This window comes from Klebsiella sp. P1927, assembly GCF_018204675.1.
In the GTDB taxonomy this organism is placed as follows: Bacteria; Pseudomonadota; Gammaproteobacteria; order Enterobacterales; family Enterobacteriaceae; genus Klebsiella; species Klebsiella pneumoniae.
Window position 1 is genome coordinate 3,371,985 of the sequence record NZ_CP073377.1, and the last position, 23,126, is coordinate 3,395,110.

Here is a 23,126-nt window from a genome sequence, read left to right on the forward strand (position 1 = left end):
GTTACGCTCCGGCTTCTGCTGCGGCGGCGCTGAAATCGCCAATCTGGATGTTTTCCACCAGTGCGGCGCAGCGGTAGTCCTCAACCACATAGGCTTCGTTAACAGATTCAAAGTTTTCAATCCGGTCACGTTTCGGGTTGTCGATAACTGAACGGCGGCGGGTGTCTTCCTGCCAGTAGATGGACAGGTTATCCAGACGGGTGATCAGCAGCGCATTCGGCGGGAAGAACGGCGCACGCACGGCCTGCAGACCGCCCATGCGTTTCTGACTGATAATCATATCGGCTGCCAGTTTTTCACTGTTTTCCTGCTCTTTGTTGACCAGCGGGAAATACTTGTCAGACAGCAGTTCACGACCGCAAATCACCACCAGATCGTCATCGTCCTGGTAGACCACGTCGATAAGCTCATTAACGGCATCCATCACCACGGCGTCCAGGTTGGCATATTCGCCACCTTTACCGACTTTCACCGCACCCGGTGTGGTTTCACCGCCCGTGGTGGTGCTGCCCATGACGTGCTCCGGTGCATCCTCACGGATTTTCTGCAGCCAGCCTTTGTTCACATCCTGCAGCAGCGGGTTTTCGCTACGGTTGGAGGTTTTCGCACGCTTCACGCCGTTAAAGCCGATCATGATGCGGTCCAGTGCCTGACGTTTCACGATGGCGTTACGGATACGCACCTGGAAATCCTGAAACTTCGCCCACAGGTCCAGCTTCGCGTAGGTCAGCACCGTGTCAAAGTTGGTCTGTTCGCATTTGTATTCCACATCGACCATCAGCGTCGGATCGACAGGTTCACGCTCTTTCGCGGTGGTGTCAGTGGTTCCGGCAATGGTGCTGCCAACCCCCAGCCCCAGCAGCTGACCGGACTGCTCAGTCACTGGCGTGACGTTAATCAGCGTCAGGAAAGCGGCGGACTGCTGGATCTGGTCTTCCAGCGTCTGCTGTACAGACGGCTCCACGGTGAACTTGCTGGACAGTTCTTCAGCTGCCACACCGTTCAGACGCGCCAGCTGCTGCAGGTAAGCGTTAAAAGCAAAGCGGGTATTCTTCTTCATCGGGTTTTATGCTCCATCAGCAATTGGTCAGAGTGTCAGCGGGGGCGTTACCGCCTGTTGCACGCTGGCGGTAGTCCTGGCGGCAGTCCTCATGGCTCAGCTTGTCCACCAGTTCGTTAAAGGCGGCCTGTTGTGCCTGCAGGGCTGTCTCCAGCTCAGACAGGCGTTCTTCCTGCTCAGACAGGGATTTTTCGGTGCGTGCGCTCAGGTTTTGCTGCTCAGTGGCGACCAGCTCCACGGCCTTATGCACATCAGAGAACCGGGCATCGTCGGACTGCTCTTTTTTGGTGAACAGCGCCGTGACGCGGGCAAACAGGGACGGCTTGTCCTCCTGGATTTCTTCCAGTTCGATCACCGTTTCCTCTGCGGCGGTAAAGAGATTGGCGGGATTCTGCTTGCGGTTTGCCAGCGGGTTATGGGCTGCACTGGCGCTGAATGTCAGCATTTCCGTACCCAGACTGGCTGGATCATCAGTGGCAGCCAGGCCAACCAGGTAGGCTTTGCCCGTATCAGCGAACTTCGGGCTGACTTCCATAGAAGTGAATAATTTCTGGCCTTTTTTCACCAGCTCCACCAGGGACTCCGTTGGCTCAACGTCGGCATACAGCGCCATCTTGCCTGCCAGCGGACCTTCCGTGATTTCTTCAGCAAACAGCGCCGTTACCTTGCCGTAGCGGTTAAAGGTGCTGTCCGGCAGATAAGACTTGATGTGCTCAAGGTTAATCAGCGCGGTATACACTGCCGGGTTGTAGCTGGCTGCCATCTGTTCCAGCCATTCACGCTGGATTTCGCGTCCGTCGGTGGTGGCACCTTCCACCCCGATGCGAAAACGCTTTGCTTTCACTGTCATGAGCCGTGCTCCGTTAGAAAAAACTTACTGGAGCCTTATGGTTGCGGTGATGAGGGCAGTGAAACAATGCACGGTATTTGTACCGACAACCACACAAACCGCAGGCGGGGAAAGCCTTCATTCAAGGCTGTAGGTTTGTGCCATGAACACCACACTGACATCCGCAGATCTCGATCCCCGTCGGCAGGCCATGCTGCTGTACTTTCAGGGATATCGCGTAGCCCGCATTGCTGAAATGCTGGGCGAGAAAGTTGCAACCGTTCACAGCTGGAAGAAACGCGACAAGTGGGGTGACTATGGGCCGCTGGATCAGATGCAGCTCACCACCGCCGCACGCTACTGCCAGCTCATCATGAAGGAGCACAAAGAAGGGAAAGATTTCAAAGAGATTGACCTGCTGGCGCGCCAGTCGGAGCGCCACGCGCGGATCGGCAAGTTTAACAATGGCGGCAACGAAGCCGACTTAAACCCTAACGTCGCCAACCGCAACAAAGGCCCGCGTCGTCAGCCGGAAAAGAACGTTTTCACCGATGAACAGATTGAGAAGCTGGAAGAAATCTTCCATTCCTCCATGTTCAACTACCAGCGCCACTGGTGGGAAGCCGGAAAAACCAACCGCATCCGCAACCTGCTGAAGTCACGCCAGGTCGGCGCGACCTTTTACTTTGCCCGTGAAGCCCTGATTGACGCCCTGCTTACCGGACGTAACCAGATTTTCCTTTCCGCCAGTAAGGCACAGGCCCACGTCTTTAAACAGTACATCATCGACTTCGCCAAAGAAGTGGAAGTGGAGCTGAAAGGCGATCCGATGGTGCTTCCCAGCGGGGCTACGCTTTACTTCCTCGGCACCAATGCCCGCACGGCCCAGAGTTACCACGGCAACCTGTATCTGGATGAATATTTCTGGATACCGAAATTCCAGGAGCTGCGCAAAGTGGCTTCCGGTATGGCTATTCACAAAAAATGGCGACAAACCTATTTTTCCACACCATCCAGCCTGACACACAGTGCTTATCCGTTCTGGTCCGGTGCGCTGTTCAACCGTGGGCGCAACAAAGCCGATAAGGTGGACATCGACCTGTCCCACAGCAATCTGGCCCCCGGCCTGCTGTGCGCAGACGGGCAATACCGCCAGATAGTCACCGTGGAAGATGCTGTGCGCGGCGGATGTAACCTGTTCGATCTCGACCAGTTGCGCATGGAGTACAGCCCGGACGAATACCAGAACCTGCTGATGTGCGAGTTTGTGGACGATCTCGCGTCCGTGTTTCCGCTCAGCGAGCTGCAGGCGTGCATGGTGGACAGCTGGGAAGTCTGGACCGACTTTCATGCACTGGCCCTGCGCCCGTTTGGCTGGCGCGAAGTGTGGATCGGTTATGACCCGGCAAAAGGTACGCAAAACGGCGACAGCGCCGGGTGCGTGGTGGTGGCACCGCCAGCCGTGCCGGGCGGTAAGTTCCGCATTCTTGAGCGTCACCAGTGGCGCGGGATGGACTTCCGCGCCCAGGCTGACGCCATCAAAAAACTGACTGAACAGTACAACGTGACATACATCGGTATCGACTCAACCGGCGTCGGTCACGGGGTTTACGAGAACGTGAAAGCGTTTTTTCCTGCCGTCCGGGAGTTTGTCTACAACCCCAACGTTAAAAACGCTCTGGTACTCAAGGCCTACGACATTATCAGCCACCGCCGTCTGGAGTTTGACGCCGGGCACACCGACATTGCGCAGTCATTCATGGCAATCCGTCGCGCCACCACCGCCAGTGGCAACCGCCCGACGTATGAAGCCAGCCGCAGCGAAGAAACCAGCCACGCCGATCTGGCGTGGGCAACAATGCACGCACTGTTTAACGAACCACTGCAGGGCGAGTCCGCCAATACCAGTAATATTGTGGAGATTTTTTGATGGGAAAGAGTAAGAAGAACCGCGCTGCGTCGCAGAACCAGACCCAGCATAAAAGCCAGACTTCAGCCGAAGCATTCAGCTTCGGCGATCCCATTCCAGTTCTGGATCGCCGCGAACTACTGGACTATGTGGAATGCGTACAGACAGATCGCTGGTATGAGCCGCCAGTGAGTTTTGACGGACTGGCGCGAACCTTCCGCGCCGCCGTGCATCACAGCTCACCGATTGCAGTAAAGTGCAATATTCTGACCAGCACCTATATCCCTCACCCGCTGCTCAGCCAGCAGGCTTTTTCACGTTTTGTGCAGGACTATCTGGTTTTTGGTAACGCCTACCTGGAGAAACGCACTAACCGCTTCGGTGAAGTTATCGCCCTTGAGCCTGCTCTGGCAAAATACACCCGACGCGGATTAGACATGGATACTTACTGGTTTGTGCAATATGGTATGACAACCCAGCCGTATCAGTTCACGAAAGGCAGCATTTTTCATCTGATGGAACCGGACATCAACCAGGAGATCTACGGCCTGCCCGGTTATCTTTCTGCCATCCCATCCGCTTTGCTCAACGAGTCCGCCACGCTGTTCCGCCGCAAGTATTACATCAACGGCAGCCATGCAGGCTTCATCATGTATATGACCGATGCCGCGCAGAATCAGGAGGATGTGAACAATCTCCGCAACGCGATGAAAAGTGCCAAAGGTCCTGGTAACTTCCGTAACCTGTTTATGTACTCGCCTAACGGTAAAAAAGACGGGCTTCAAATCATCCCGTTATCAGAAGTCGCGGCGAAGGATGAATTTCTGAATATCAAAAATGTCAGCCGCGACGACATGATGGCTGCGCACCGCGTGCCGCCGCAAATGATGGGGATTATGCCTAATAATGTTGGAGGGTTTGGGGATGTAGAGAAAGCCAGTTGCGTTTTTGTTCGTAACGAATTAATGCCGCTACAGAAACGGCTACAGGAACTAAATAGATGGTTGAAAGATGAAATTATTCGTTTTGCGACATACTCATTATGACGACAATATGTTCGCTGATCAGTAAAATATCAAGAAGGCCTCTTACAAGGCCTTCTTTTAGTTAGAATGCGGATTTGATTTTTTTCTCAAATGCCTCATATACAGGCTGGTTCATTTGGGCCGTTGCAGTAATAAGCTGTGAAAAATTTGATATACAATCTTTAACTTTTGTAGGACTTTTCAACCCTCCTTCAACCAGTGCAGGCAGCAACTGATTACTTAAAGCCAGACACACATCTACAATTGGCTCCCAAATACTTTCAGCCTGAGAAGGAGAGACCGTACTTCCAAACGAAACTCTAAATAAATTAGGAACGGGACGGCCCAAAAAGTTTTCCAAACATTCGGCAATAGCCGAGCACAATAAAGGTATTGAACCACGATGCCTGAGATATCCCAATTGAGCGCTATCATTTTTTGAAAGAGTATCTTTCTTTGCCAAAGCTATTTTCTTGTTCTCAATACACCGCATGAGAGAATACGCACAAACAATATGTGAAGCTTTTGTACTGTCATTAAAAATCTTAGAATAATGAGAGTCATTAGTCCAAATTGCAGATCGCTGATTATAAGCTATCGTCGGCTCTCCATGGAAACTCATCAAAGCTTGACCAACAGTATAAGAAGGCAGTAGATTAGTTTTTCGACGAATGACACTTTCAGCACCTCCTCGTCTTCCTCCATCATATTCAGCATCAGGAATAGAAGCAAATTCATTTTTAAGTCGTTTTTGAATTTTGTCTGTGCTTCTGAAATCAGATGCTTCAACTTTATTCTGACTGTTATTATACTGAATTATATTCTGAATTAGATCAGCATCCGCATCTTTGACTTTTATAAATCTAGCTTGGACTTTAACTGATTCTGGAGGTAATCGTGGCAGCGTTCCTAAAGCACCTGTTGTCTGTGCTCCATTAACTATTGACATCCCTCTGATTTCAAGATTCTTTGATGCTTCATTGAATTTATATTCATGAACCAAAACAGTTACGCCATTATTGTATGCCCAAAATTCTGATGCTGAATTTTCCGCACTGTTACGGATACCATTATTGATATTTGAATCAGATGACCTTGATCCAAGGTAGTCTCTAACATTTGCTGAAAATATTTTTAATTTATGCTTTTTGTACGCTCTAGCTAAATCTCTTCCCTGAATGGTAGTACAGAATGCATTCCAATTATCTCCTTTTATTTCATAGCCACCATCACTGACTTTAATATTGAAAATCTCATCAACCAGTATTGGTGATAGTGATTCACTATACCATTCCGTCAACTTTTCAGTGCCTACTTCCATTGCATGCACTTGTATTTTAGCATCTTCAAAATCATGTTTTAAAATAGTTGCTGCTGTCTGCTGAACCGTAATTAGCTCTTGAGCCACATTTGTTGAAGATGGTAAGTTATGAACATACCAAACGTACAGAGTTTTAATTTTCCCTTGTTTGATTGATGTCCGTATCTGTTGAGCAGAAGATTTTATTCTATCGGGTACATCATGCAAATCTCTTTGCAGAAGCCATGCTAAAGCAATATTAAGATCACTCGCTTTATTTGCTGGAGCTTCCTGTCTATCTTTGCTTGAGAAATAGCATTGAGCAAGTACAGCAAATTCTTCTTCTTCATTAATATACACAAGGTCACATTTCTTATCGTCATGTCCATCGGTAATGGACTCTGCTGCGACACTATCAATATCATCAATTCTGAAATGTAATGCTAACGCAAACAAAGCCAGTCCATTATCACCATACGATTTCAAATCTTCTCTTGCAGAATAGGCTTGGTTCCAGGTACTCATTATCACTCCTTAGTAATAAAGTTTTAGCGAAGGTTATCTCTAAGAAGGTACATTTTCAATTCCATTTATCCCTCCAGCGCGCGCTCGTATCCCCGCCACGCCTGCCCACTTTATGTAGTGGTTTTCATGCACCTGCATGATCTACGCAAAAGCCCGCTAGAACTGGCGGGCCTTAACACAAAAGATCCTCAAACGATCATGCGATCTCATGCAGCATAGACATGCGCGTTTATGCAGAATGTGCAAAATCGTAACATACTCAGTAAGCGTGAAACCTAGAACGTGACAGCCTTGTCAAAGCCAGAAATAATGGTATAAGAAATAGACGAGTTATCAGCCTTGTTCACTTTGAACTTGGCACCTTTGTAAGCGATAACATCACTTCCTTTAGAATCTACAGAAAAATCTGTTGTAAATGCTGCACGAGCCATATCGTTTGCAAATTCACGATAGGTGAACTTCATTACACCGCCTGCATTTCCATTGTATTCGATAGTCTTAACCAATGAGTTACTCACTCGACACAGCCCATCAGGAACACGTTTGATAGAAATTTCTGATGCAGTATAAGAAGTGCCATTTGGCGGTGATATCTCATTTTTTGCAGCATCGTAACTAACATAATCAACATAGTTACCGATTTGCCCATAGAGATTTTTTAACGCAACAGCTTGAGGGTTATGATAATTGCGATAAATTCCATTCCCCTCACTGCAATATGTACCAGCAGCGATAGAAGACAATGCACCATTAGCCGCACCAAGTTCTAATACGTCCGTTTTAAATCCAGTAGCAGATGTGATAATGGGATCGCCCATGTAGGCGGTAGCACTTTGCCCAATAGCAGGCTTCACCACTTCAATAGCAGTGATATTTCGGTTAGAAGCATGTGGTACGCAACCAGTTAGGATTACAGCAAGAGATATTGGTAACGCTACATTATTAATTTTCATTTTTAGCCTATTATTCTTTTCTTGACAAAAAACAAGGCGATATCTGATTGATCATCGCCTCTCACTCATATGTAACCCTTTTTGATTAGAAAAAACAAGCGTCTATTGACAAAATCAATGCAGCCAGCTGTCGTCTTCCCACACCTTCTGCATAATTTTCATCACTTGTTTTCTTTCTTCGTCCAGTTGCAGTCCGGTCAGTTCCACACCGTTAGAGCTACCTTTACGGATACGGATTACCGTTTTGGGATACAGGGGGCGCAGATTGCGGTAAAGCTCGGATTCAAGGGCGTCCAGGGTAGACTGGCTAATCTTCTGCTCTTTATCGATCATTATTTCAATGCGCATAAAAGTCACCTCAGCTGATGACATCCATTGAGCGGTTGTATTCGTGGGTTCTGATTTTTGCCATGAGTTCATCTGTCAGTTCAGAAACCCACTGCAAAGCCAGCCCCTTCTCTTCATCACTACACTCACTAGCCGCTACAAGCTTAAGAAAAAAATCAATGCGCTGGAGCTTCAAAGACTCCAAAAAATAGTCCTGCATCTTTCCTCCTATGACACCACAAGCAACACTGTATGTATAGCCGTCGCGGTAGGGATACCCGTTACCGGATACCCCCCGCACAGATCCCGGCGTGCGCGATTTACGCACCGGGCTCCTGCCTCGGGTGTCTGGCGGTGAACCGCTCCACAGGCCATGGATGAAGAACCCGAACCCTTGGTAGCCATGCGGCTGCCAGTTTGTTTGCTTTCGTCCAGGTCGTATCATCCTTCTGGCTCCTGCGCCTGAGCGCCCGGCGCCAGAGGTTTGTTACGTGTGTCCTGAACTTCTGCATGGTGGGGAAGTTGCCCGGTACCGAGTGATAGTTCAGGTATCCCTGAACCACTCTCCTGAGCCATTTTCCCTGTTCGGGGATTGAGTAATGCCAGCGCCTTCGCAGACCGTCTTTGATGGCTTTCAGAGTTGCCGTCATCCGATCCCGGCGGGTCTTTCGTATCAGCATGAACCTGCCGTTGCGATCTTTCCCGCTGATGTGCGTGAACCCGAGGAAGTTGAACGTTTCTGGTTTGCCTTTTCCCCTGATGGCACGGTTTTCGGCAGCGAAGCGGCCGAACTCCATCAGACGGGTTTTCTCCGGGTGAACCGTGAGTCCGAACTCCCTCAGTCTGCGCTGCATGGCTATACGGAAGCGCCGGGCATCGTATCGTTTGTCGAACCCGATGACGATGTCATCGGCGTATCTGACCATTACCACATTGCCTGTGGCATAGCGACGTCGCCACTGATGCGCCCACAGATCGAAGACGTAGTGGAGGTATATGTTTGCCAGCAGCGGTGAGATGACCGCACCCTGTGGGGTGCCTTCCTCCGTTGCTCGCCATTGACCCTCCTCCGACGTCCCGGCTGTGAGCCACTTACGTATGAGCCTGATTACCCTCCGGTCGCCGATCCGATGCTCTGTGAACCTGATCAGCCATTCGTGGCTCACCCTGTCGAAGAACTGACTGATGTCGGCATCCAGTACCCAGTTTACGTTAGTGCGTACCAGCCCTGTGGCCAGTGCGTCCAGTGCATCGTGCTGGCTTCGCCCGGGTCTGAACCCGTATGAGAACCCCATAAAGTCGTTTTCATAGACTGCGTTCAGGATTTTCACCAGCGCATACTGGACGATCTTGTCCTCCAGCGAGGCGATGCCGAGCGGGCGTTGTTTTCCATCCGCTTTTGGGATGTAGTGACGCCTGCCGGGCTGCGCCCTGTAGCTGCCCTGATGTAGCCTCCGGTGCAGATCTGTTATGTTGTTCTTCATGTTTCCGGCGTAGTCCATCCACCTGATGCCATCCACTCCGGCGGCCGCTTTCCTGCTCAGGGAGAGGAATGCGGCTTCCAGTGCTTCGACTGTCAGCAGGTGGAACAATGCTGTAAACCGTTCTTTCTTCCGCTGCTTCGCAGCTTCCCGCACGCGTGACAGCCTCTGTGACATGCTTTCCCGGCTCTGTGTCCGGCGCATGTGTGGCTGTTCCGCGTTCCCCTTGGCCCCGCTCCTTCGCTCCACTGACTCCGCTCCTTTCGGGTTGTTCGCCTGCTTCGCCGCTACTATGAGCGAGTCCGACTTCTCCTCTCCGTACATCACCGGCTATGACTCCTCGTCTTCCCGGTGCGGGCCATCTCCGACACTGGCAGATGGTCAGAGGGGAGATCTCCCGGTTCCCGCGTAGAGATCGTATTGACATGCCAGGGTCTCAGACCCCGCCGGGTCCATGTGGCACTCGCAGTATCGCACCCTATGATGTTGCCTTCCGTTAACAGTACAACGTCGGCACCCGGTAATTTAATATACATTTCGTGGCTCAATGGCTGGCCTGTCAACACCCCTGTCAACGCTTCGCCCCATACCTCGCGGTATGCAACGCATGACTCGGGGACCTTGTGGATTGCTGGTCCTTCAATGGTCGGGGACTTTCACCCCTTGATCTCTAACCGGTCTCCCGGCGCACACTGTTTATATTTACAGTATATAATAATATTACTGATGTAAAACGTTTTTTTACGTTCATCAGCCTGATATGCCTGGTATTATTAAGAGCACGAATTGTTAACCCGCGTAATTAATACAGGTTTCGCCACTTATCATCTTCCTGCAAACGCTGGTTCCGATAGAAGATACGCAGGCCTGCTCCTGATGGAATACTGCCGCCGCGAAGGAGTAAATCGACCTCTTTCTCGCTGCCATCAAATCCTCTGGACTTCAGTTCATAGACGAGCTGCTGTCGCTGATGGTCTGTAATTCGCTGTTTGTAGTCTTTACGCCGTTTCGGTTTCACCAGGCGTAACCTTGCAGCCAGTTCCCGGCGCTCTTTTTTGCTCATACTGTGCAGGTAATCGTGCAACTCCTTGTCATCCATGCGGGTAATGTCCGTCCTGGTATCCCCATCAGCTGATTTGTCTTTCCCTTGTTGGTTCAAATTTTCAGCAAGGGGACAGTTATTGCCACGAGTCCAAGGGGCGCAAGCGCCCTGGTCGGCTGCCGCCTCCTGAACGTCAACGGCCTTACGAACCATTTTCCACTTCACTGCATGAGTGCAGATCTTGCCCTCTGCAATGGGTGACCAGATGCCATAAATACGAATACCGTGATCGCCATAGGCGGTCGGCTCTTCGTTAATTTCATAAGCAGTTCTGATGAGGTGATATTTACGGGGAACCAGTACACCTCCCTGCTTCATGATATAGGTGGCAAAACAACCAGCATCAGCAGCAGCCAGAATGGCATCAAGGCGCGGGTTATCCAGTACCGGCACACCTGCTTTTTTGTCACCCTGCTGCCTTGCCGCCTGACCAGCCAGCAATCGCAGTTCACGGTAAGCCTGACGCCCCGGAATACCAAAGAAGCGGAATTGCTGAACACGATGCAAAGACGCCCAGGCATTCACGTATTCAGCGTTATCACGAAGAGATTTACCCGTTTCCTTGCTGATCTCGCCAGCCAGACCACGCCCGTCAATGTTCTTACTGATGTATTTCGCTATGTAGCTTGTCGGCGTTCCTTTGCGCGGGTTAATCAGCTCAGACTTAAAGCGCGGCCCCGTGTTATTGCCCAGCTCCTCGCGGTCTTCACGGATAGCAAACTTACGCAACAATGCAGTAATGGCGCGGCGGTCTTTTTTGCGCATGAAACACAACAGGTGCCAGTGAACTGTGCCGTCGTGATGCGGCTCAGCCACCCGCACGCCATACCAGCGCAACCCGGCTTTGTGCATCGCCTTACGAAATGCAGCAAACATATCGACCAGATAATCGCTGCTTTGTCTTACCGTCGCGTTTTTCCAGGTCGGATTGGGTCTGCCGTTATTGAGCGTGGAATGGAAACGTGACGGACAGGTAATGGTGTAGAAAACGGCGCAGTCACCGCGCATTTCCGCGATAAGCTCCAGACCTTTAACACAGGCCATCATCTCATTGCGGCGATGCGCCGGGTTGCTGCAGCTGGCGTTTACCACATCTTCCATGTCCAGCGTGTCGCCGTCTTCGTTCACCAGTTCATGAGAACGGAAAAACTCCAGCGACTTACGGCGCTGCTCACGTTTATGCATCACAGCTTCATAGCTGACATAGGGAGATGCTTTTTTGCTGACCAGGCAGACAGCACGCAACTGCTCTTCCCGCCATTCACAACGCATCTTCCACAATTTCCGATACCACCAGTCGGCGCACAGCATACGCGCCAGCGAGCCCGGAATGAGTTCATAGGGCACTGGTTTACGGCGGTTTCTTTTCCGACGGAGTTGCTCAAACGCAGGCGGGATGACATCCAAACGTAGGGTTTCCGCTGCCACCTTTTCCCATGTCTTGCGGATTTCTTCTGGCTTAACATCATCGGTGGCGTACAAATCACCACAAGCGGCATCAAGACACATGCTCATATGCGCAGCGACAAGGGTAGACAGGCGTTTCACCTGATCCTGACTCATTTCAGGCAGGATCAGCAGGCCGTCCAGCCCTTCATGGCTTGCCATAAAGCGAAAAGAAGTGGATAGCTGACTGTCGCGTACATGCTCCAGTCGTTCCAGACATGGCTTAATCGTCTCACGCAAATAGCGGGAATAAGCCTTTGGCCTGCCCAGGCTGCTGAAGTATTCAATACGTTGCATCAGCGGCTTGCTGATATGGGAAGGCTGGGCGTTGACGTCAGCCAGAATGACCATGTCTGGATTAAAACGCTGCTGCTCATGCGCCAGCTTTACCCGGCTAATGAGCTTATCCTGCTCCATTTCGCGCTGGACAGGATCACGGGATTCATTAAAGAAATAACGCTCCCAGACCTGCTCACTCAGTGCCTCGCGGCGCAGTTGTTCCTGCTCGTTATCGGCAGCATACAGAGTGATCAGGTTTGAAAGTGCAGACTCCGGCGCAACTTCCGCCGGGTCCAGATAAGGATTAATGGCCTTTTTCGGGCCGTTCCATGAAAATGATGCAGCGGCCTCGTTAAAGCCGCTAGAGTTGCTCATATCGTCATGACTCATACACGCACCTCGTACACAGCAGAACTATCTACGCCACGCGAAGGAGCAAATCCCACCCAGCAGCGCGCCCCGGAAACAGCAATGATTTCTGTTGCAGATTTACTCTCGCCAGCCGACACGCCGATGCTGCGTTTTGCCTTGATGTAGTGGTGAGTGAAATTGCGATACAGCGAACGAATCAGGGATGTGTCACTGTTAGAAACAATGACCGGATGACCTTCAGATGATCGATGTTCAAGAACGGATGCCAGGTGATACTGGTCATCCTTAGTGAAGCCATCAGTGTGATAGCCGGAAAACGTACCGTAATAAGGCGGATCGCAATACACCACATCCCCCGCCTTCAACATCGCCAGCGTTTCATCAAAGCTGGCGCAGATAAACGTTGCTCGCTGGGCTTTTTCTGCAAATTTGCGAATTTCTTTTTCAGGGAAATACGGATTTTTATAATTCCCATAGGGAATGTTGAAATGCCCGCTCTTGTTATAGCGACATAACCCACGGTAACCATGACGATTGAGATACAGGAAATATACCGCTTTCATGAAATCAGTAATTTCAGTGGAGTAATTAAACTCCTGCCTTATGTTGTAATAAGCCACCTCCCTGTTTGCTTCCTCAAATAAAGCTCTGGCACGAGATATAAACGCCTCGCAATCAGCAGCAACCTTTTTATAGAGGTTGATTAAATCAGGATTAATATCCGCAACAAGATAGCTGGGGTAATCCGTCTCTATCATCACAGCACAAGAACCCGCGAAAGGTTCAACCAGTCGCGGGCCAGCAGGAAGGTATTTTTTCAGTTCTGGCATAATGGCGGTTTTATTACCCGCCCATTTCAGGATGGTGCTCATACAGCACCTCCGTTGTAATGTTTGCCTTTCAGCTCTGCGATTTCCTGACAGGTAATGCAAAGCTGCACACCCGGAATGGCGCGACGTCGTGCTGGCGGAATTGGTGCTTCACACTCAATGCAAAGCACGCGGGATACGCCCGGCGTTTTGGCGCGGGCAGTACGGATATGACGCTGGCGTTCTTCTTCAACGCGCTGCTGTACGAGATCCATTGCATCAGCCATCAGTGGATCTCCTGCGCTTCGTTCTGGATTGCTTCAGCAGTCACACGCAGCAGTTCTGCCGCTTCGACGTGGTTTAGCTGGCGGGATGTGATATGACACGCCAGGCTATCAAGGCGAGCTGCCATTGCTTCAGCCCTTGCCCGGCGGTCTTCCAGACGAGCCTCTGTCAGTAAAATATTAAGCCCTGCATCATCCGGTCCGGTTTTAGTCGTGAGGGTTTCAATACTACGCATAATCAATTCTCCTGAATTTAGATAAAGGGATGCCCGGCGGGTTTACGCCATGAATTTCATTAGTTGGTTAATTCGGCATGGTTAGCCGTCTGGGAAATAAGCTCACCACTGCACGAAAATGATTCATTGCTTTAATCAGCTCCCGCTTTTCGTCAGTGGTCAGCTCATTAATGCTGATGCTATGACGTTCAGCTGGGATTTTTGCCATAAAGAATATGGCAGCCAGTGCCCGTTTATTTTGTTCATTATTGATATCCCGTGGATCACGCATATCTTTAATAAACCGCTCAAGCTCTGACTCAATATTCAGGCCAAATACTTTCGCCCTTAATTCCGCAATGTGATTAAGTCCGTTCAGGCGTTCACCGGGGCTTAATGGAACAGTCGCCGCAGCGCCTTCAATAGCCATTTGTTCCCCTGTTTTTTCGTAGATAGTTCTGCCAGCAATTCATCTTGTGAACGGCACGGATGCCAGCGTTTACCATCCTCACCCATGATCCAGCCGTGCCCGTAGTGCATTGCCGGACTTTGTTTTACCAGCAGCGATGCAAATGATGGTTCTTTCGTCAGCATAAGCACCTCACAGCAAACCGAATGAAGCACCGAGGCCAGTCACGGTATCAACTGCACTCGCCATCGCAGGATTAGCCTGTAAACGGGCCTGCAATGAAACAGCGGCCAGCGCCATCAGTCGTGTTACAGAGTTAATGCTGCTGATAGCATCACGACGACCTGCACTGGTTTTTACATCGCCAGATACCGCACCTGCTGCAACACGCCCGATCTCTGCGGTTGCACTCATGACGTAATGTGGCAGTTTCTCTTTTGCCACCTCATTAATCGGTACACATGGCAGACAATGAATCTGTGCCAGAAAACCATCTACCAGCGTTGAATCTTCAGTCAGATCGGTAAGCAGCCAGATTTCTGGTGCGGTTAATAAATGAGGTTGAGCTGGGTTCAGCTTGTTCCGCAGAATCTGCACATTCATGCCAGCACGTTCTGCCAGTTGCACCAGGTTGTGGCGCAATGCGAATGCACGACAGGCTTCATCAAAATGTGGATGTTTGGAAACTTGGTAATCAAACATGGTCGACACCCCTGATGCATCCCAAAATGGAACTAGTTGAATACAACATTGCAATCAGTAAGTGCATCAACGGTAAGAGCAGCAAGGTTGATCATCACCTTTTCTCTTTTCTTGTCTTTCCGAAGGCGATGCCGAGGGATGCGACCGTCAGCCAGCATATCGTTAATTGTGTCGATTGAAAGACCAGTAAGTTCGCTATAACGCTCAATTGTGACATGTGGCGTATTCAGGGTTATTGAAATGTTAGGGGTCATGATGCAACATCTCCTATTGGCTTGTGGTGAGTCAGTTTTAATCGTGGCTTCAACTTCACATTTCGGAGAATAGGATCACAAATCGGTTATGTCAACACACGAAATCACATTTCGCCATGTGGACGAAAAAAAGAAATCCTTAATCATGCAGAATCGCGGAGGGCAATCGGTTATAGCTCGGATACTGAAAGCCTATGGTTTTTCTTCCCGACAAGCATTCTGTAATCACCTAGGTATATCGCAAAGTACAATGGCGAACAGGTATGCCCGTGACACTTTCCCTGCTGATTGGGTCGTTATCTGTAGCATGGAGACTGGAGTGCCGGTCGAGTGGTTGGCATTTGGCACTGATACAGAGAAGGGAAGAATTACAAATAATGCAGAAAAAAGTCACAACAATTGTGACAGCAAGCATCAACATCTCAATAGAGAACAAGACATCCAAAATGAGAACTTTTTTACTATTAACCAAGGCGGAAAAGCAGCAATAGAGCGAATCGTTTTGGCTTATGGATTTAAGACAAGACAAGCTTTAGCTGATCATATTGGTGTATCAAAAAGTACATTAGCCAATCGTTACATGAGAGATACCTTTCCTGCTGACTGGATTATTCAATGCTCACTGGAAACTGGTGCTTCATTAACATGGCTAACCACTGGTAACGGGGCAATGTTTGAAAAGCCTCGAATCAATACTATCACTATCCCATATCATAAAATAATTGATGGATCTCTTGCTCAAGAAACCGTTTTGACTTTTGACTCTAAGTTGTTAGAAGGAACCTTTCTGCAACCTTTAGCAGTATTCATTGATGAGGAAATATATATTGTAGAATCAAAATTTAATGAAGTTACTGATGGCAAGTGGCTTGTGAATATTGAAGGGAAAATAAGCATCAAAGATTTGACTCGCATACCCGTTGGTATGGTTAAAGTTGTAGGCACTAACGCAAGTTTTGAATGCTTACTTACTGACATTATCGTTTTGGCAAAATGTAAAAGAGTTTTTACTAAAAATGTATAAAGAGAAACATCATGACTGAACCAACCAATAAAGATAGCGAAATAAAAAAACACCTATTAGACTTGCTTAATTCACAGTCTGAAAATATAGCAAAACACTTCTACTCTCATATAAAAAACTTAATAGAAGCAGGAGAGTTTTCTGAAGCTCATAATAACCTAGCACTAATTGAAAAATACATGACTAGGCCACAGATGGATGAAGAACCCAATATAAATGAAAATGAAACTAATAAAAGAAAAAATGTAAAATCACTTGAACCTAATAATTATGTAGAACATATAATACAATTAGAAGAACGAAACAGCATATTAACTCTACAGTTAGAGCATTATACTCAGGATCTTAATAGAAAAAACGCAATAATCGAAAAAAACGTAAAACAAGTTAATTCTTTGATTAGTGAAAATAAGGAACTCCGTAGCCAAGTACAGCAACAAAGAATCGATGAAAAAATCCCCACCTATGTTAACGATGTTAAATCAGATCTTGCTAGTGATGACAAACATTTTATATTGATGTCTATTATCTGGTCTATTGCTGGGGTATTTTTTGGCTTCCTTGCGGTAATATCTGCTTTTTTTACATTATACATGAACTTAGATTTAAAAAATCTCACTAACCTTCAGTTAATATATATCTTCACGCGAGGATTAGTTGGAATCGCCATTCTTTCATGGCTATCATATATCTGCCTTAGTAACTCAAAAAAGTACACACATGAATCGATCAGGCGAAAAGATCGTCGACATGCTTTGATGTTTGGTCAAGTTTTTTTGCAGATATACGGTTCTACAGCAACTAAAGAGGATGCAATAGAAGTCTTTAAGGATTGGAATATTTCAGGTGACTCTGCATTTTCAGGTCAGACAGAGCAACCACCGAGCTTTGCGTCATTTTTGAATACAATCAAAGACAAAGTTAAAGTAACTGGAAGTGATAAAGAAACAGATTAATCATGAACATGTATGCTCCTAAGTAAAAAATACATTGAATGTCGCGGTAGGGATACCCGTTACCGGATACCCCCCGCACAGATCCCGGCGTGCGCGATTTACGCACCGGGCTCCTGCCTCGGGTGTCTGGCGGTGAACCGCTCCACAGGCCATGGATGAAGAACCCGAACCCTTGGTAGCCATGCGGCTGCCAGTTTGTTTGCTTTCGTCCAGGTCGTATCATCCTTCTGGCTCCTGCGCCTGAGCGCCCGGCGCCAGAGGTTTGTTACGTGTGTCCTGAACTTCTGCATGGTGGGGAAGTTGCCCGGTACCGAGTGATAGTTCAGGTATCCCTGAACCACTCTCCTGAGCCATTTTCCCTGTTCGGGGATTGAGTAATGCCAGCGCCTTCGCAGACCGTCTTTGATGGCTTTCAGAGTTGCCGTCATCCGATCCCGGCGGGTCTTTCGTATCAGCATGAACCTGCCGTTGCGATCTTTCCCGCTGATGTGCGTGAACCCGAGGAAGTTGAACGTTTCTGGTTTGCCTTTTCCCCTGATGGCACGGTTTTCGGCAGCGAAGCGGCCGAACTCCATCAGACGGGTTTTCTCCGGGTGAACCGTGAGTCCGAACTCCCTCAGTCTGCGCTGCATGGCTATACGGAAGCGCCGGGCATCGTATCGTTTGTCGAACCCGATGACGATGTCATCGGCGTATCTGACCATTACCACATTGCCTGTGGCATAGCGACGTCGCCACTGATGCGCCCACAGATCGAAGACGTAGTGGAGGTATATGTTTGCCAGCAGCGGTGAGATGACCGCACCCTGTGGGGTGCCTTCCTCCGTTGCTCGCCATTGACCCTCCTCCGACGTCCCGGCTGTGAGCCACTTACGTATGAGCCTGATTACCCTCCGGTCGCCGATCCGATGCTCTGTGAACCTGATCAGCCATTCGTGGCTCACCCTGTCGAAGAACTGACTGATGTCGGCATCCAGTACCCAGTTTACGTTAGTGCGTACCAGCCCTGTGGCCAGTGCGTCCAGTGCATCGTGCTGGCTTCGCCCGGGTCTGAACCCGTATGAGAACCCCATAAAGTCGTTTTCATAGACTGCGTTCAGGATTTTCACCAGCGCATACTGGACGATCTTGTCCTCCAGCGAGGCGATGCCGAGCGGGCGTTGTTTTCCATCCGCTTTTGGGATGTAGTGACGCCTGCCGGGCTGCGCCCTGTAGCTGCCCTGATGTAGCCTCCGGTGCAGATCTGTTATGTTGTTCTTCATGTTTCCGGCGTAGTCCATCCACCTGATGCCATCCACTCCGGCGGCCGCTTTCCTGCTCAGGGAGAGGAATGCGGCTTCCAGTGCTTCGACTGTCAGCAGGTGGAACAATGCTGTAAACCGTTCTTTCTTCCGCTGCTTCGCAGCTTCCCGCACGCGTGACAGCCTCTGTGACATGCTTTCCCGGCTCTGTGTCCGGCGCATGTGTGGCTGTTCCGCGTTCCCCTTGGCCCCGCTCCTTCGCTCCACTGACTCCGCTCCTTTCGGGTTGTTCGCCTGCTTCGCCGCTACTATGAGCGAGTCCGACTTCTCCTCTCCGTACATCACCGGCTATGACTCCTCGTCTTCCCGGTGCGGGCCATCTCCGACACTGGCAGATGGTCAGAGGGGAGATCTCCCGGTTCCCGCGTAGAGATCGTATTGACATGCCAGGGTCTCAGACCCCGCCGGGTCCATGTGGCACTCGCAGTATCGCACCCTATGATGTTGCCTTCCGTTAACAGTACAACGTCGGCACCCGGTAATTTAATATACATTTCGTGGCTCAATGGCTGGCCTGTCAACACCCCTGTCAACGCTTCGCCCCATACCTCGCGGTATGCAACGCATGACTCGGGGACCTTGTGGATTGCTGGTCCTTCAATGGTCGGGGACTTTCACCCCTTGATCTCTAACCGGTCTCCCGGCGCACACTGTTTTTATATACAGTTAAATTTAGCCCTCTGATATGAGGGCTTTTTTTATGGCAGTACGAAAACTCACCACAGGAAAATGGCTTTGCGAATGTTACCCCGCCGGACGTAGTGGACGTCGTGTGCGTAAACAATTCGCCACCAAAGGCGAAGCTCTGGCTTTTGAGCGTCACACGATGGAAGAAACCGAAGCAAAGCCCTGGCTGGGTGAATCAGTGGATCGTCGAACACTGAAAGACGTGGTTGAACTATGGTTCAAACTACATGGTAAATCTCTGACTGCTGGGCAGCATGTCTATGACAAATTGCTGCTGATGGTTGACGCTCTGGGCAATCCCCTTGCAACCGATCTCACATCTAAAATGTTTGCCCATTATCGAGATAAACGACTGACAGGTGAGATCTACTTCAGCGAGAAATGGAAGAAAGGAGCCAGCCCGGTCACCATTAACCTGGAGCAAAGCTATCTAAGTAGTGTTTTTAGCGAACTATCCCGTCTGGGCGAATGGTCGTATCCGAACCCACTGGAGAACATGCGAAAATTCACCATCGCAGAAAAAGAGATGGCATGGCTTACCCATGAGCAGATTGTTGAATTGCTGGCTGATTGCAAACGTCAGGACCCAATTCTGGCACTGGTAGTTAAGATATGCTTAAGCACAGGCGCACGCTGGCGTGAAGCCGTAAATCTTACCCGCTCACAGGTGACCAAATACCGAATTACCTTTGTCAGAACAAAAGGGAAGAAAAACAGAAGCATCCCTATCAGTAAAGAGCTTTACGAAGAGATCATGGCGCTTGATGGGTTCAATTTCTTCACAGACTGTTATTTTCAATTTTTATCCGTGATGGAAAAAACGTCTATCGTGCTCCCTCGCGGTCAACTCACACACGTTCTGCGCCATACGTTTGCGGCGCACTTCATGATGTCGGGTGGAAACATTCTGGCCTTACAAAAAATTCTCGGACACCACGATATAAAAATGACTATGCGTTACGCACATCTGGCACCGGATCATCTGGAAACGGCGCTCCGTTTCAATCCTCTGGCAACGCTGCCAAGAGGCGACAAAGTGGCGGCAGCGGTTGGCATTACCCCGTAATAACCACCACTGACCACCAATCTAACTTATTGTTTTTAATCTAACTTATTGTTTTCATTAACCCGTTTACATAAATGGGTTTTTTGTTGCCTGCGTTTAGCCATTCCGGGTGAAACGCCGCTTCAGCGCCCCTCTTCCTGCGCCCTCTCCCCCGCCAGCTGCCCGACCATCATGCGGATTGCCGCCTTCGACAGCGGCGCGCGGTCGGTGACAAAGTGCAAGGTCATCCCTTCAATAAAGGCGTCGAGACCGCGGGCGGTATCGGGGGCGAACCACTGCTCCAACGTCTGCTGGCTGCGCCGCATCCAGTTCTGCATCACCGCCTTCAGCGCCGGCTGACTGCTGCAGAACGCGTACAGCTGGTACATCAGCTCCATATTGCGCGCCGTGGTCACCTGGGCGCTGAAGATCAGATCCGCGATGGCATCGCAGGCTTGTTCCCGGTTCGTTACCCCGACGAAGCCTTGCTGATACTGCGCCGACATCTCGGCGGTAAACAGGCTGAACGCCTCCTCAATTAACGCCTCAATGCCGCTGAAATAGTAGGTCAGCGATCCCAGCGGCACATTCGCGCAGGTGGCGATTTTACGGTGCGTCACCGCATGGATGCCGTGCGCCGCGATGGTATCCAGCGTCGCCTGCAGGATGCGCTCGCGGCGCTGCGGATCGTTTGGTCTACGGGCCATGATTTTCCTCTTCCGGTTTATGTACAAATGTACACATACTTGCTACTGTTGTCTTCACTCTTCTCCTTTAAGGCGTTTACGGATGACGACGCAATCCTCGCGCAGAGCGCTGCAGCTTCGGCTATGGGCGCTGTTTATGTTCTTTTTCATCCCCGGCTTGTTAATGGCCTCCTGGGCCACCCGCACGCCGGCGATCCGCGATCTGTTGGCGCTATCCACCGCAGAGATGGGCGTGGTGCTGTTTGGTCTGTCGGTGGGGTCGATGAGCGGTATTCTCTGCTCGGCGTGGCTGGTGAAGCGCTTTGGCACCCGCAAGGTCATCCGCACCACCATGTCCTTCGCCGTGCTTGGCATGCTGGTGCTCAGCCTGGCGCTGTGGGTCACTTCCGCCCCGCTGTTCGCCTTCGGCCTGGCCATCTTCGGCGCCAGCTTTGGCTCTGCAGAAGTCGCTATTAACGTCGAAGGCGCGGCGATCGAGCGGGAGATGAATAAAACGGTGCTGCCGATGATGCATGGCTTCTACAGCTTTGGCACCCTGTTCGGCGCCGGGGTGGGCATGGCAGTGACCGGATTCGGTCTGCCGGCCGCCCCGCACATCCTGGCGGCTGCGCTGGTGGCTATCCTGCCCATCGCCATTGCTATCCGCGCCATTCCCGACGGCACCGGTAAAAATGCCGCCGAAGTCGCCCACGGTGAGGCGAAAGGTCTGCCGGTGTGGCGCGACGCGCAGCTGCTGCTGATCGGCGTCATTGTCCTGGCGATGGCCTTTGCCGAAGGCTCGGCCAACGACTGGCTGCCGCTGCTGATGGTGGATGGCCACGGCTTTAGCCCCACCTCCGGCTCCCTGATTTATGCCGGTTTCACCCTCGGCATGACGCTGGGCCGCTTTACCGGCGGCTGGTTTATCGATCGCTACAGCCGGGTGGCGGTGGTCCGCGGCAGCGCAGTGATGGGCGCCCTCGGCATAGGCCTGATCATCTTCGTCGATAACCCCTGGGTGGCGGGCATCTCGGTGCTGCTGTGGGGCATTGGCGCCTCGCTCGGCTTCCCGCTGACCATCTCCGCCGCCAGCGATACCGGGCCGGACGCGCCCAAGCGCGTCAGCGTGGTGGCGATCACCGGCTATCTCGCTTTCCTCGTCGGGCCGCCGCTGCTGGGTTTCCTCGGCGAACACTTCGGCCTGCGCAGCGCCATGATGGTGGTGCTGGGTCTGGTGATGGTGGCGGCGCTGGTCGCCCGCGCGGTGGCTAAGCCACAATCTGAACCCGTTATGGAGAACAGCTAATGAGCATCAAACTGATTGCGGTGGATATGGACGGCACCTTTTTAAGCGATGCCAAAACTTACAACCGGCCGCGCTTCCTCGCCCAGTACCAGCGAATGCGCGAACAGAATATTCGCTTCGTGGTCGCCAGCGGCAACCAATATTATCAGCTGATCTCCTTTTTCCCGGAGATCGCCCATCAGATCGCCTTCGTGGCGGAAAACGGCGGCTGGGTGGTGAGCGGCAATGAAGACGTCTTCAACTGCCAACTGCCGGTTCACCACTTCAACGCCGTGGTCGACCATCTGCAGACGTTGCCGAATATCGAAATCATCGCCTGCGGGAAGCGCAGCGCCTACACCCTCAATCGCTACAACGACGCGCTGAAGACGGTGGCGGCGAAGTATTATCACCGCCTTGAACTGGTGGATGATTTTAACCATCTCGATGACACCATCCTCAAATTTGGTCTCAACGTGCCAGACAGCCTGATCCCGGAAATTCAGCCGAAGCTGCACGCGGCGCTGGGGGACATGGTCACCGCGGTGGCCACCGGCTACGGCAGCATCGACTTAATTATCCCGGGTGTGCACAAAGCCAACGGGCTGCGCATTTTGCAGCAGCGCTGGGGCATTGAGGATCACGAGGTAGTGGCGTTCGGCGACAGCGGCAACGATATCGAAATGCTGCAGCACGCCGGGTTTGGCTTTGCCATGGCCAACGCCCGGGAAGACGTCAAAGCCGTCGCCCGCTATCAGGCGCCGCATAACAACGAAGAAGGTGTCCTGCAGATTATTGATAAGGTGTTGGATCGCGAAGCGCCGTTCGCCTGATAAGACCCGGATGTGAGCGCATCCGGGT

Annotated in this window: 24 protein-coding genes; 7 read left to right on the plus strand and 17 right to left on the minus strand. The window is 50.8% G+C overall.

All coding sequences use genetic code 11. The features are described from left to right. Position 1 precedes the first annotated feature (1 nt). Positions 2 to 1,060, minus strand: coding sequence for a phage major capsid protein, P2 family (locus KB892_RS17150; protein ID WP_002895972.1), 1,059 nt, complete (start codon positions 1,058 to 1,060; stop codon positions 2 to 4). Positions 1,061 to 1,076: 16 nt separating this feature from the next. After that, positions 1,077 to 1,910, minus strand: coding sequence for a GPO family capsid scaffolding protein (locus KB892_RS17155; RefSeq protein WP_002895967.1), 834 nt, complete (start codon positions 1,908 to 1,910; stop codon positions 1,077 to 1,079). 142 nt (positions 1,911 to 2,052) lie between these two features. Between KB892_RS17155 and KB892_RS17160 the strand changes: the two genes are divergently transcribed. Next, positions 2,053 to 3,819, plus strand: a complete 1,767-nt coding sequence (locus KB892_RS17160; protein WP_004150858.1) for a terminase ATPase subunit family protein — start codon at positions 2,053 to 2,055, stop codon at positions 3,817 to 3,819. Continuing rightward, on the plus strand, positions 3,819 to 4,844 hold the full coding sequence (locus KB892_RS17165) for a phage portal protein (protein WP_002895959.1): 1,026 nt from the start codon (positions 3,819 to 3,821) through the stop codon (positions 4,842 to 4,844). The genes KB892_RS17160 and KB892_RS17165 overlap by 1 nt, the downstream gene beginning before the upstream one ends. A gap of 61 nt (positions 4,845 to 4,905) precedes the next feature. Here the strand turns inward: KB892_RS17165 and KB892_RS17170 are convergent, their stop codons facing one another. From KB892_RS17170 to KB892_RS17230, 13 genes are all read right to left on the minus strand, one after another. Next, complete coding sequence (locus tag KB892_RS17170) at positions 4,906 to 6,648, minus strand: AIPR family protein (protein ID WP_004199124.1); 1,743 nt, start codon at positions 6,646 to 6,648, stop codon at positions 4,906 to 4,908. A 275-nt stretch (positions 6,649 to 6,923) separates the two neighbouring features. Next, the gene (locus tag KB892_RS17175) at positions 6,924 to 7,601 is read right to left on the minus strand and encodes a hypothetical protein (protein WP_000700647.1); all 678 of its coding nucleotides are present in this window, start codon (positions 7,599 to 7,601) and stop codon (positions 6,924 to 6,926) included. 114 nt (positions 7,602 to 7,715) lie between these two features. Continuing rightward, the gene (locus tag KB892_RS17180; protein WP_001217575.1) at positions 7,716 to 7,949 is read right to left on the minus strand and encodes a DinI-like family protein; all 234 of its coding nucleotides are present in this window, start codon (positions 7,947 to 7,949) and stop codon (positions 7,716 to 7,718) included. Between the two features lie 10 nt (positions 7,950 to 7,959). Next, positions 7,960 to 8,148 carry a hypothetical protein gene (locus KB892_RS17185; protein ID WP_001154434.1) on the minus strand — a complete coding sequence of 63 codons (189 nt, stop codon included), beginning with the start codon at positions 8,146 to 8,148 and terminating at the stop codon, positions 7,960 to 7,962. 100 nt (positions 8,149 to 8,248) lie between these two features. After that, entirely contained in the window at positions 8,249 to 9,736 is a 1,488-nt protein-coding gene (gene ltrA, locus KB892_RS17190; RefSeq protein WP_004178082.1) for a group II intron reverse transcriptase/maturase, read from the minus strand. A 475-nt stretch (positions 9,737 to 10,211) separates the two neighbouring features. Next, entirely contained in the window at positions 10,212 to 12,626 is a 2,415-nt protein-coding gene (locus tag KB892_RS17195) for a replication endonuclease (RefSeq protein WP_004150862.1), read from the minus strand. Next, on the minus strand, positions 12,623 to 13,480 hold the full coding sequence (locus tag KB892_RS17200; RefSeq protein WP_004150863.1) for a DNA adenine methylase: 858 nt from the start codon (positions 13,478 to 13,480) through the stop codon (positions 12,623 to 12,625). The genes KB892_RS17195 and KB892_RS17200 overlap by 4 nt, the downstream gene beginning before the upstream one ends. Continuing rightward, positions 13,477 to 13,704: a TraR/DksA family transcriptional regulator gene (locus tag KB892_RS17205; protein WP_000752622.1), complete on the minus strand. Its 228-nt coding sequence runs from the start codon at positions 13,702 to 13,704 to the stop codon at positions 13,477 to 13,479. The genes KB892_RS17200 and KB892_RS17205 overlap by 4 nt, the downstream gene beginning before the upstream one ends. After that, positions 13,704 to 13,937: a DUF2732 family protein gene (locus KB892_RS17210; RefSeq protein ID WP_004150864.1), complete on the minus strand. Its 234-nt coding sequence runs from the start codon at positions 13,935 to 13,937 to the stop codon at positions 13,704 to 13,706. The genes KB892_RS17205 and KB892_RS17210 overlap by 1 nt, the downstream gene beginning before the upstream one ends. 67 nt (positions 13,938 to 14,004) lie before the next feature. Then, on the minus strand, positions 14,005 to 14,346 hold the full coding sequence (locus KB892_RS17215) for a DUF5347 domain-containing protein (RefSeq protein ID WP_000963473.1): 342 nt from the start codon (positions 14,344 to 14,346) through the stop codon (positions 14,005 to 14,007). Beyond that, positions 14,310 to 14,510: a phage filamentation protein Fil family protein gene (locus KB892_RS17220; protein WP_000956179.1), complete on the minus strand. Its 201-nt coding sequence runs from the start codon at positions 14,508 to 14,510 to the stop codon at positions 14,310 to 14,312. The genes KB892_RS17215 and KB892_RS17220 overlap by 37 nt, the downstream gene beginning before the upstream one ends. A 7-nt stretch (positions 14,511 to 14,517) precedes the next feature. Next, positions 14,518 to 15,027, minus strand: coding sequence for a phage regulatory CII family protein (locus KB892_RS17225; RefSeq protein ID WP_000460893.1), 510 nt, complete (start codon positions 15,025 to 15,027; stop codon positions 14,518 to 14,520). A gap of 32 nt (positions 15,028 to 15,059) precedes the next feature. Beyond that, positions 15,060 to 15,281: a MerR family transcriptional regulator gene (locus KB892_RS17230; RefSeq protein ID WP_000188448.1), complete on the minus strand. Its 222-nt coding sequence runs from the start codon at positions 15,279 to 15,281 to the stop codon at positions 15,060 to 15,062. A 145-nt stretch (positions 15,282 to 15,426) separates the two neighbouring features. Here KB892_RS17230 and KB892_RS17235 point away from each other — a divergent pair, with 145 nt between their 5' ends. Further along, positions 15,427 to 16,305, plus strand: coding sequence for a phage repressor protein CI (locus KB892_RS17235; RefSeq protein ID WP_004152885.1), 879 nt, complete (start codon positions 15,427 to 15,429; stop codon positions 16,303 to 16,305). A gap of 11 nt (positions 16,306 to 16,316) precedes the next feature. Further along, positions 16,317 to 17,261: a hypothetical protein gene (locus KB892_RS17240; protein ID WP_004150866.1), complete on the plus strand. Its 945-nt coding sequence runs from the start codon at positions 16,317 to 16,319 to the stop codon at positions 17,259 to 17,261. Positions 17,262 to 17,359: 98 nt separating this feature from the next. Here KB892_RS17240 and ltrA (KB892_RS17245) read toward each other — a convergent pair whose 3' ends face one another. Then, positions 17,360 to 18,847: a group II intron reverse transcriptase/maturase gene (ltrA, locus tag KB892_RS17245; RefSeq protein WP_004178082.1), complete on the minus strand. Its 1,488-nt coding sequence runs from the start codon at positions 18,845 to 18,847 to the stop codon at positions 17,360 to 17,362. A 415-nt stretch (positions 18,848 to 19,262) separates the two neighbouring features. Here ltrA (KB892_RS17245) and KB892_RS17250 point away from each other — a divergent pair, with 415 nt between their 5' ends. Further along, a complete protein-coding gene (locus tag KB892_RS17250) occupies positions 19,263 to 20,315 on the plus strand; it encodes a phage integrase (protein WP_004151720.1) in 1,053 nt (350 codons plus the stop codon). A gap of 122 nt (positions 20,316 to 20,437) precedes the next feature. On the opposite strand, the gene KB892_RS17255 is transcribed toward KB892_RS17250, so the two are convergent. Further along, positions 20,438 to 21,001, minus strand: a complete 564-nt coding sequence (locus KB892_RS17255; protein WP_004141969.1) for a TetR/AcrR family transcriptional regulator — start codon at positions 20,999 to 21,001, stop codon at positions 20,438 to 20,440. 82 nt (positions 21,002 to 21,083) lie between these two features. Here KB892_RS17255 and KB892_RS17260 point away from each other — a divergent pair, with 82 nt between their 5' ends. Beyond that, positions 21,084 to 22,286 (plus strand): MFS transporter, encoded by a 1,203-nt coding sequence (locus KB892_RS17260; RefSeq protein ID WP_004151719.1) that lies wholly within the window; start codon positions 21,084 to 21,086, stop codon positions 22,284 to 22,286. After that, positions 22,286 to 23,098: a Cof-type HAD-IIB family hydrolase gene (locus KB892_RS17265; RefSeq protein ID WP_004141971.1), complete on the plus strand. Its 813-nt coding sequence runs from the start codon at positions 22,286 to 22,288 to the stop codon at positions 23,096 to 23,098. Before KB892_RS17260 ends, KB892_RS17265 begins: the two co-directional genes overlap by 1 nt. The last annotated feature ends 28 nt before the right edge of the window (positions 23,099 to 23,126 follow it).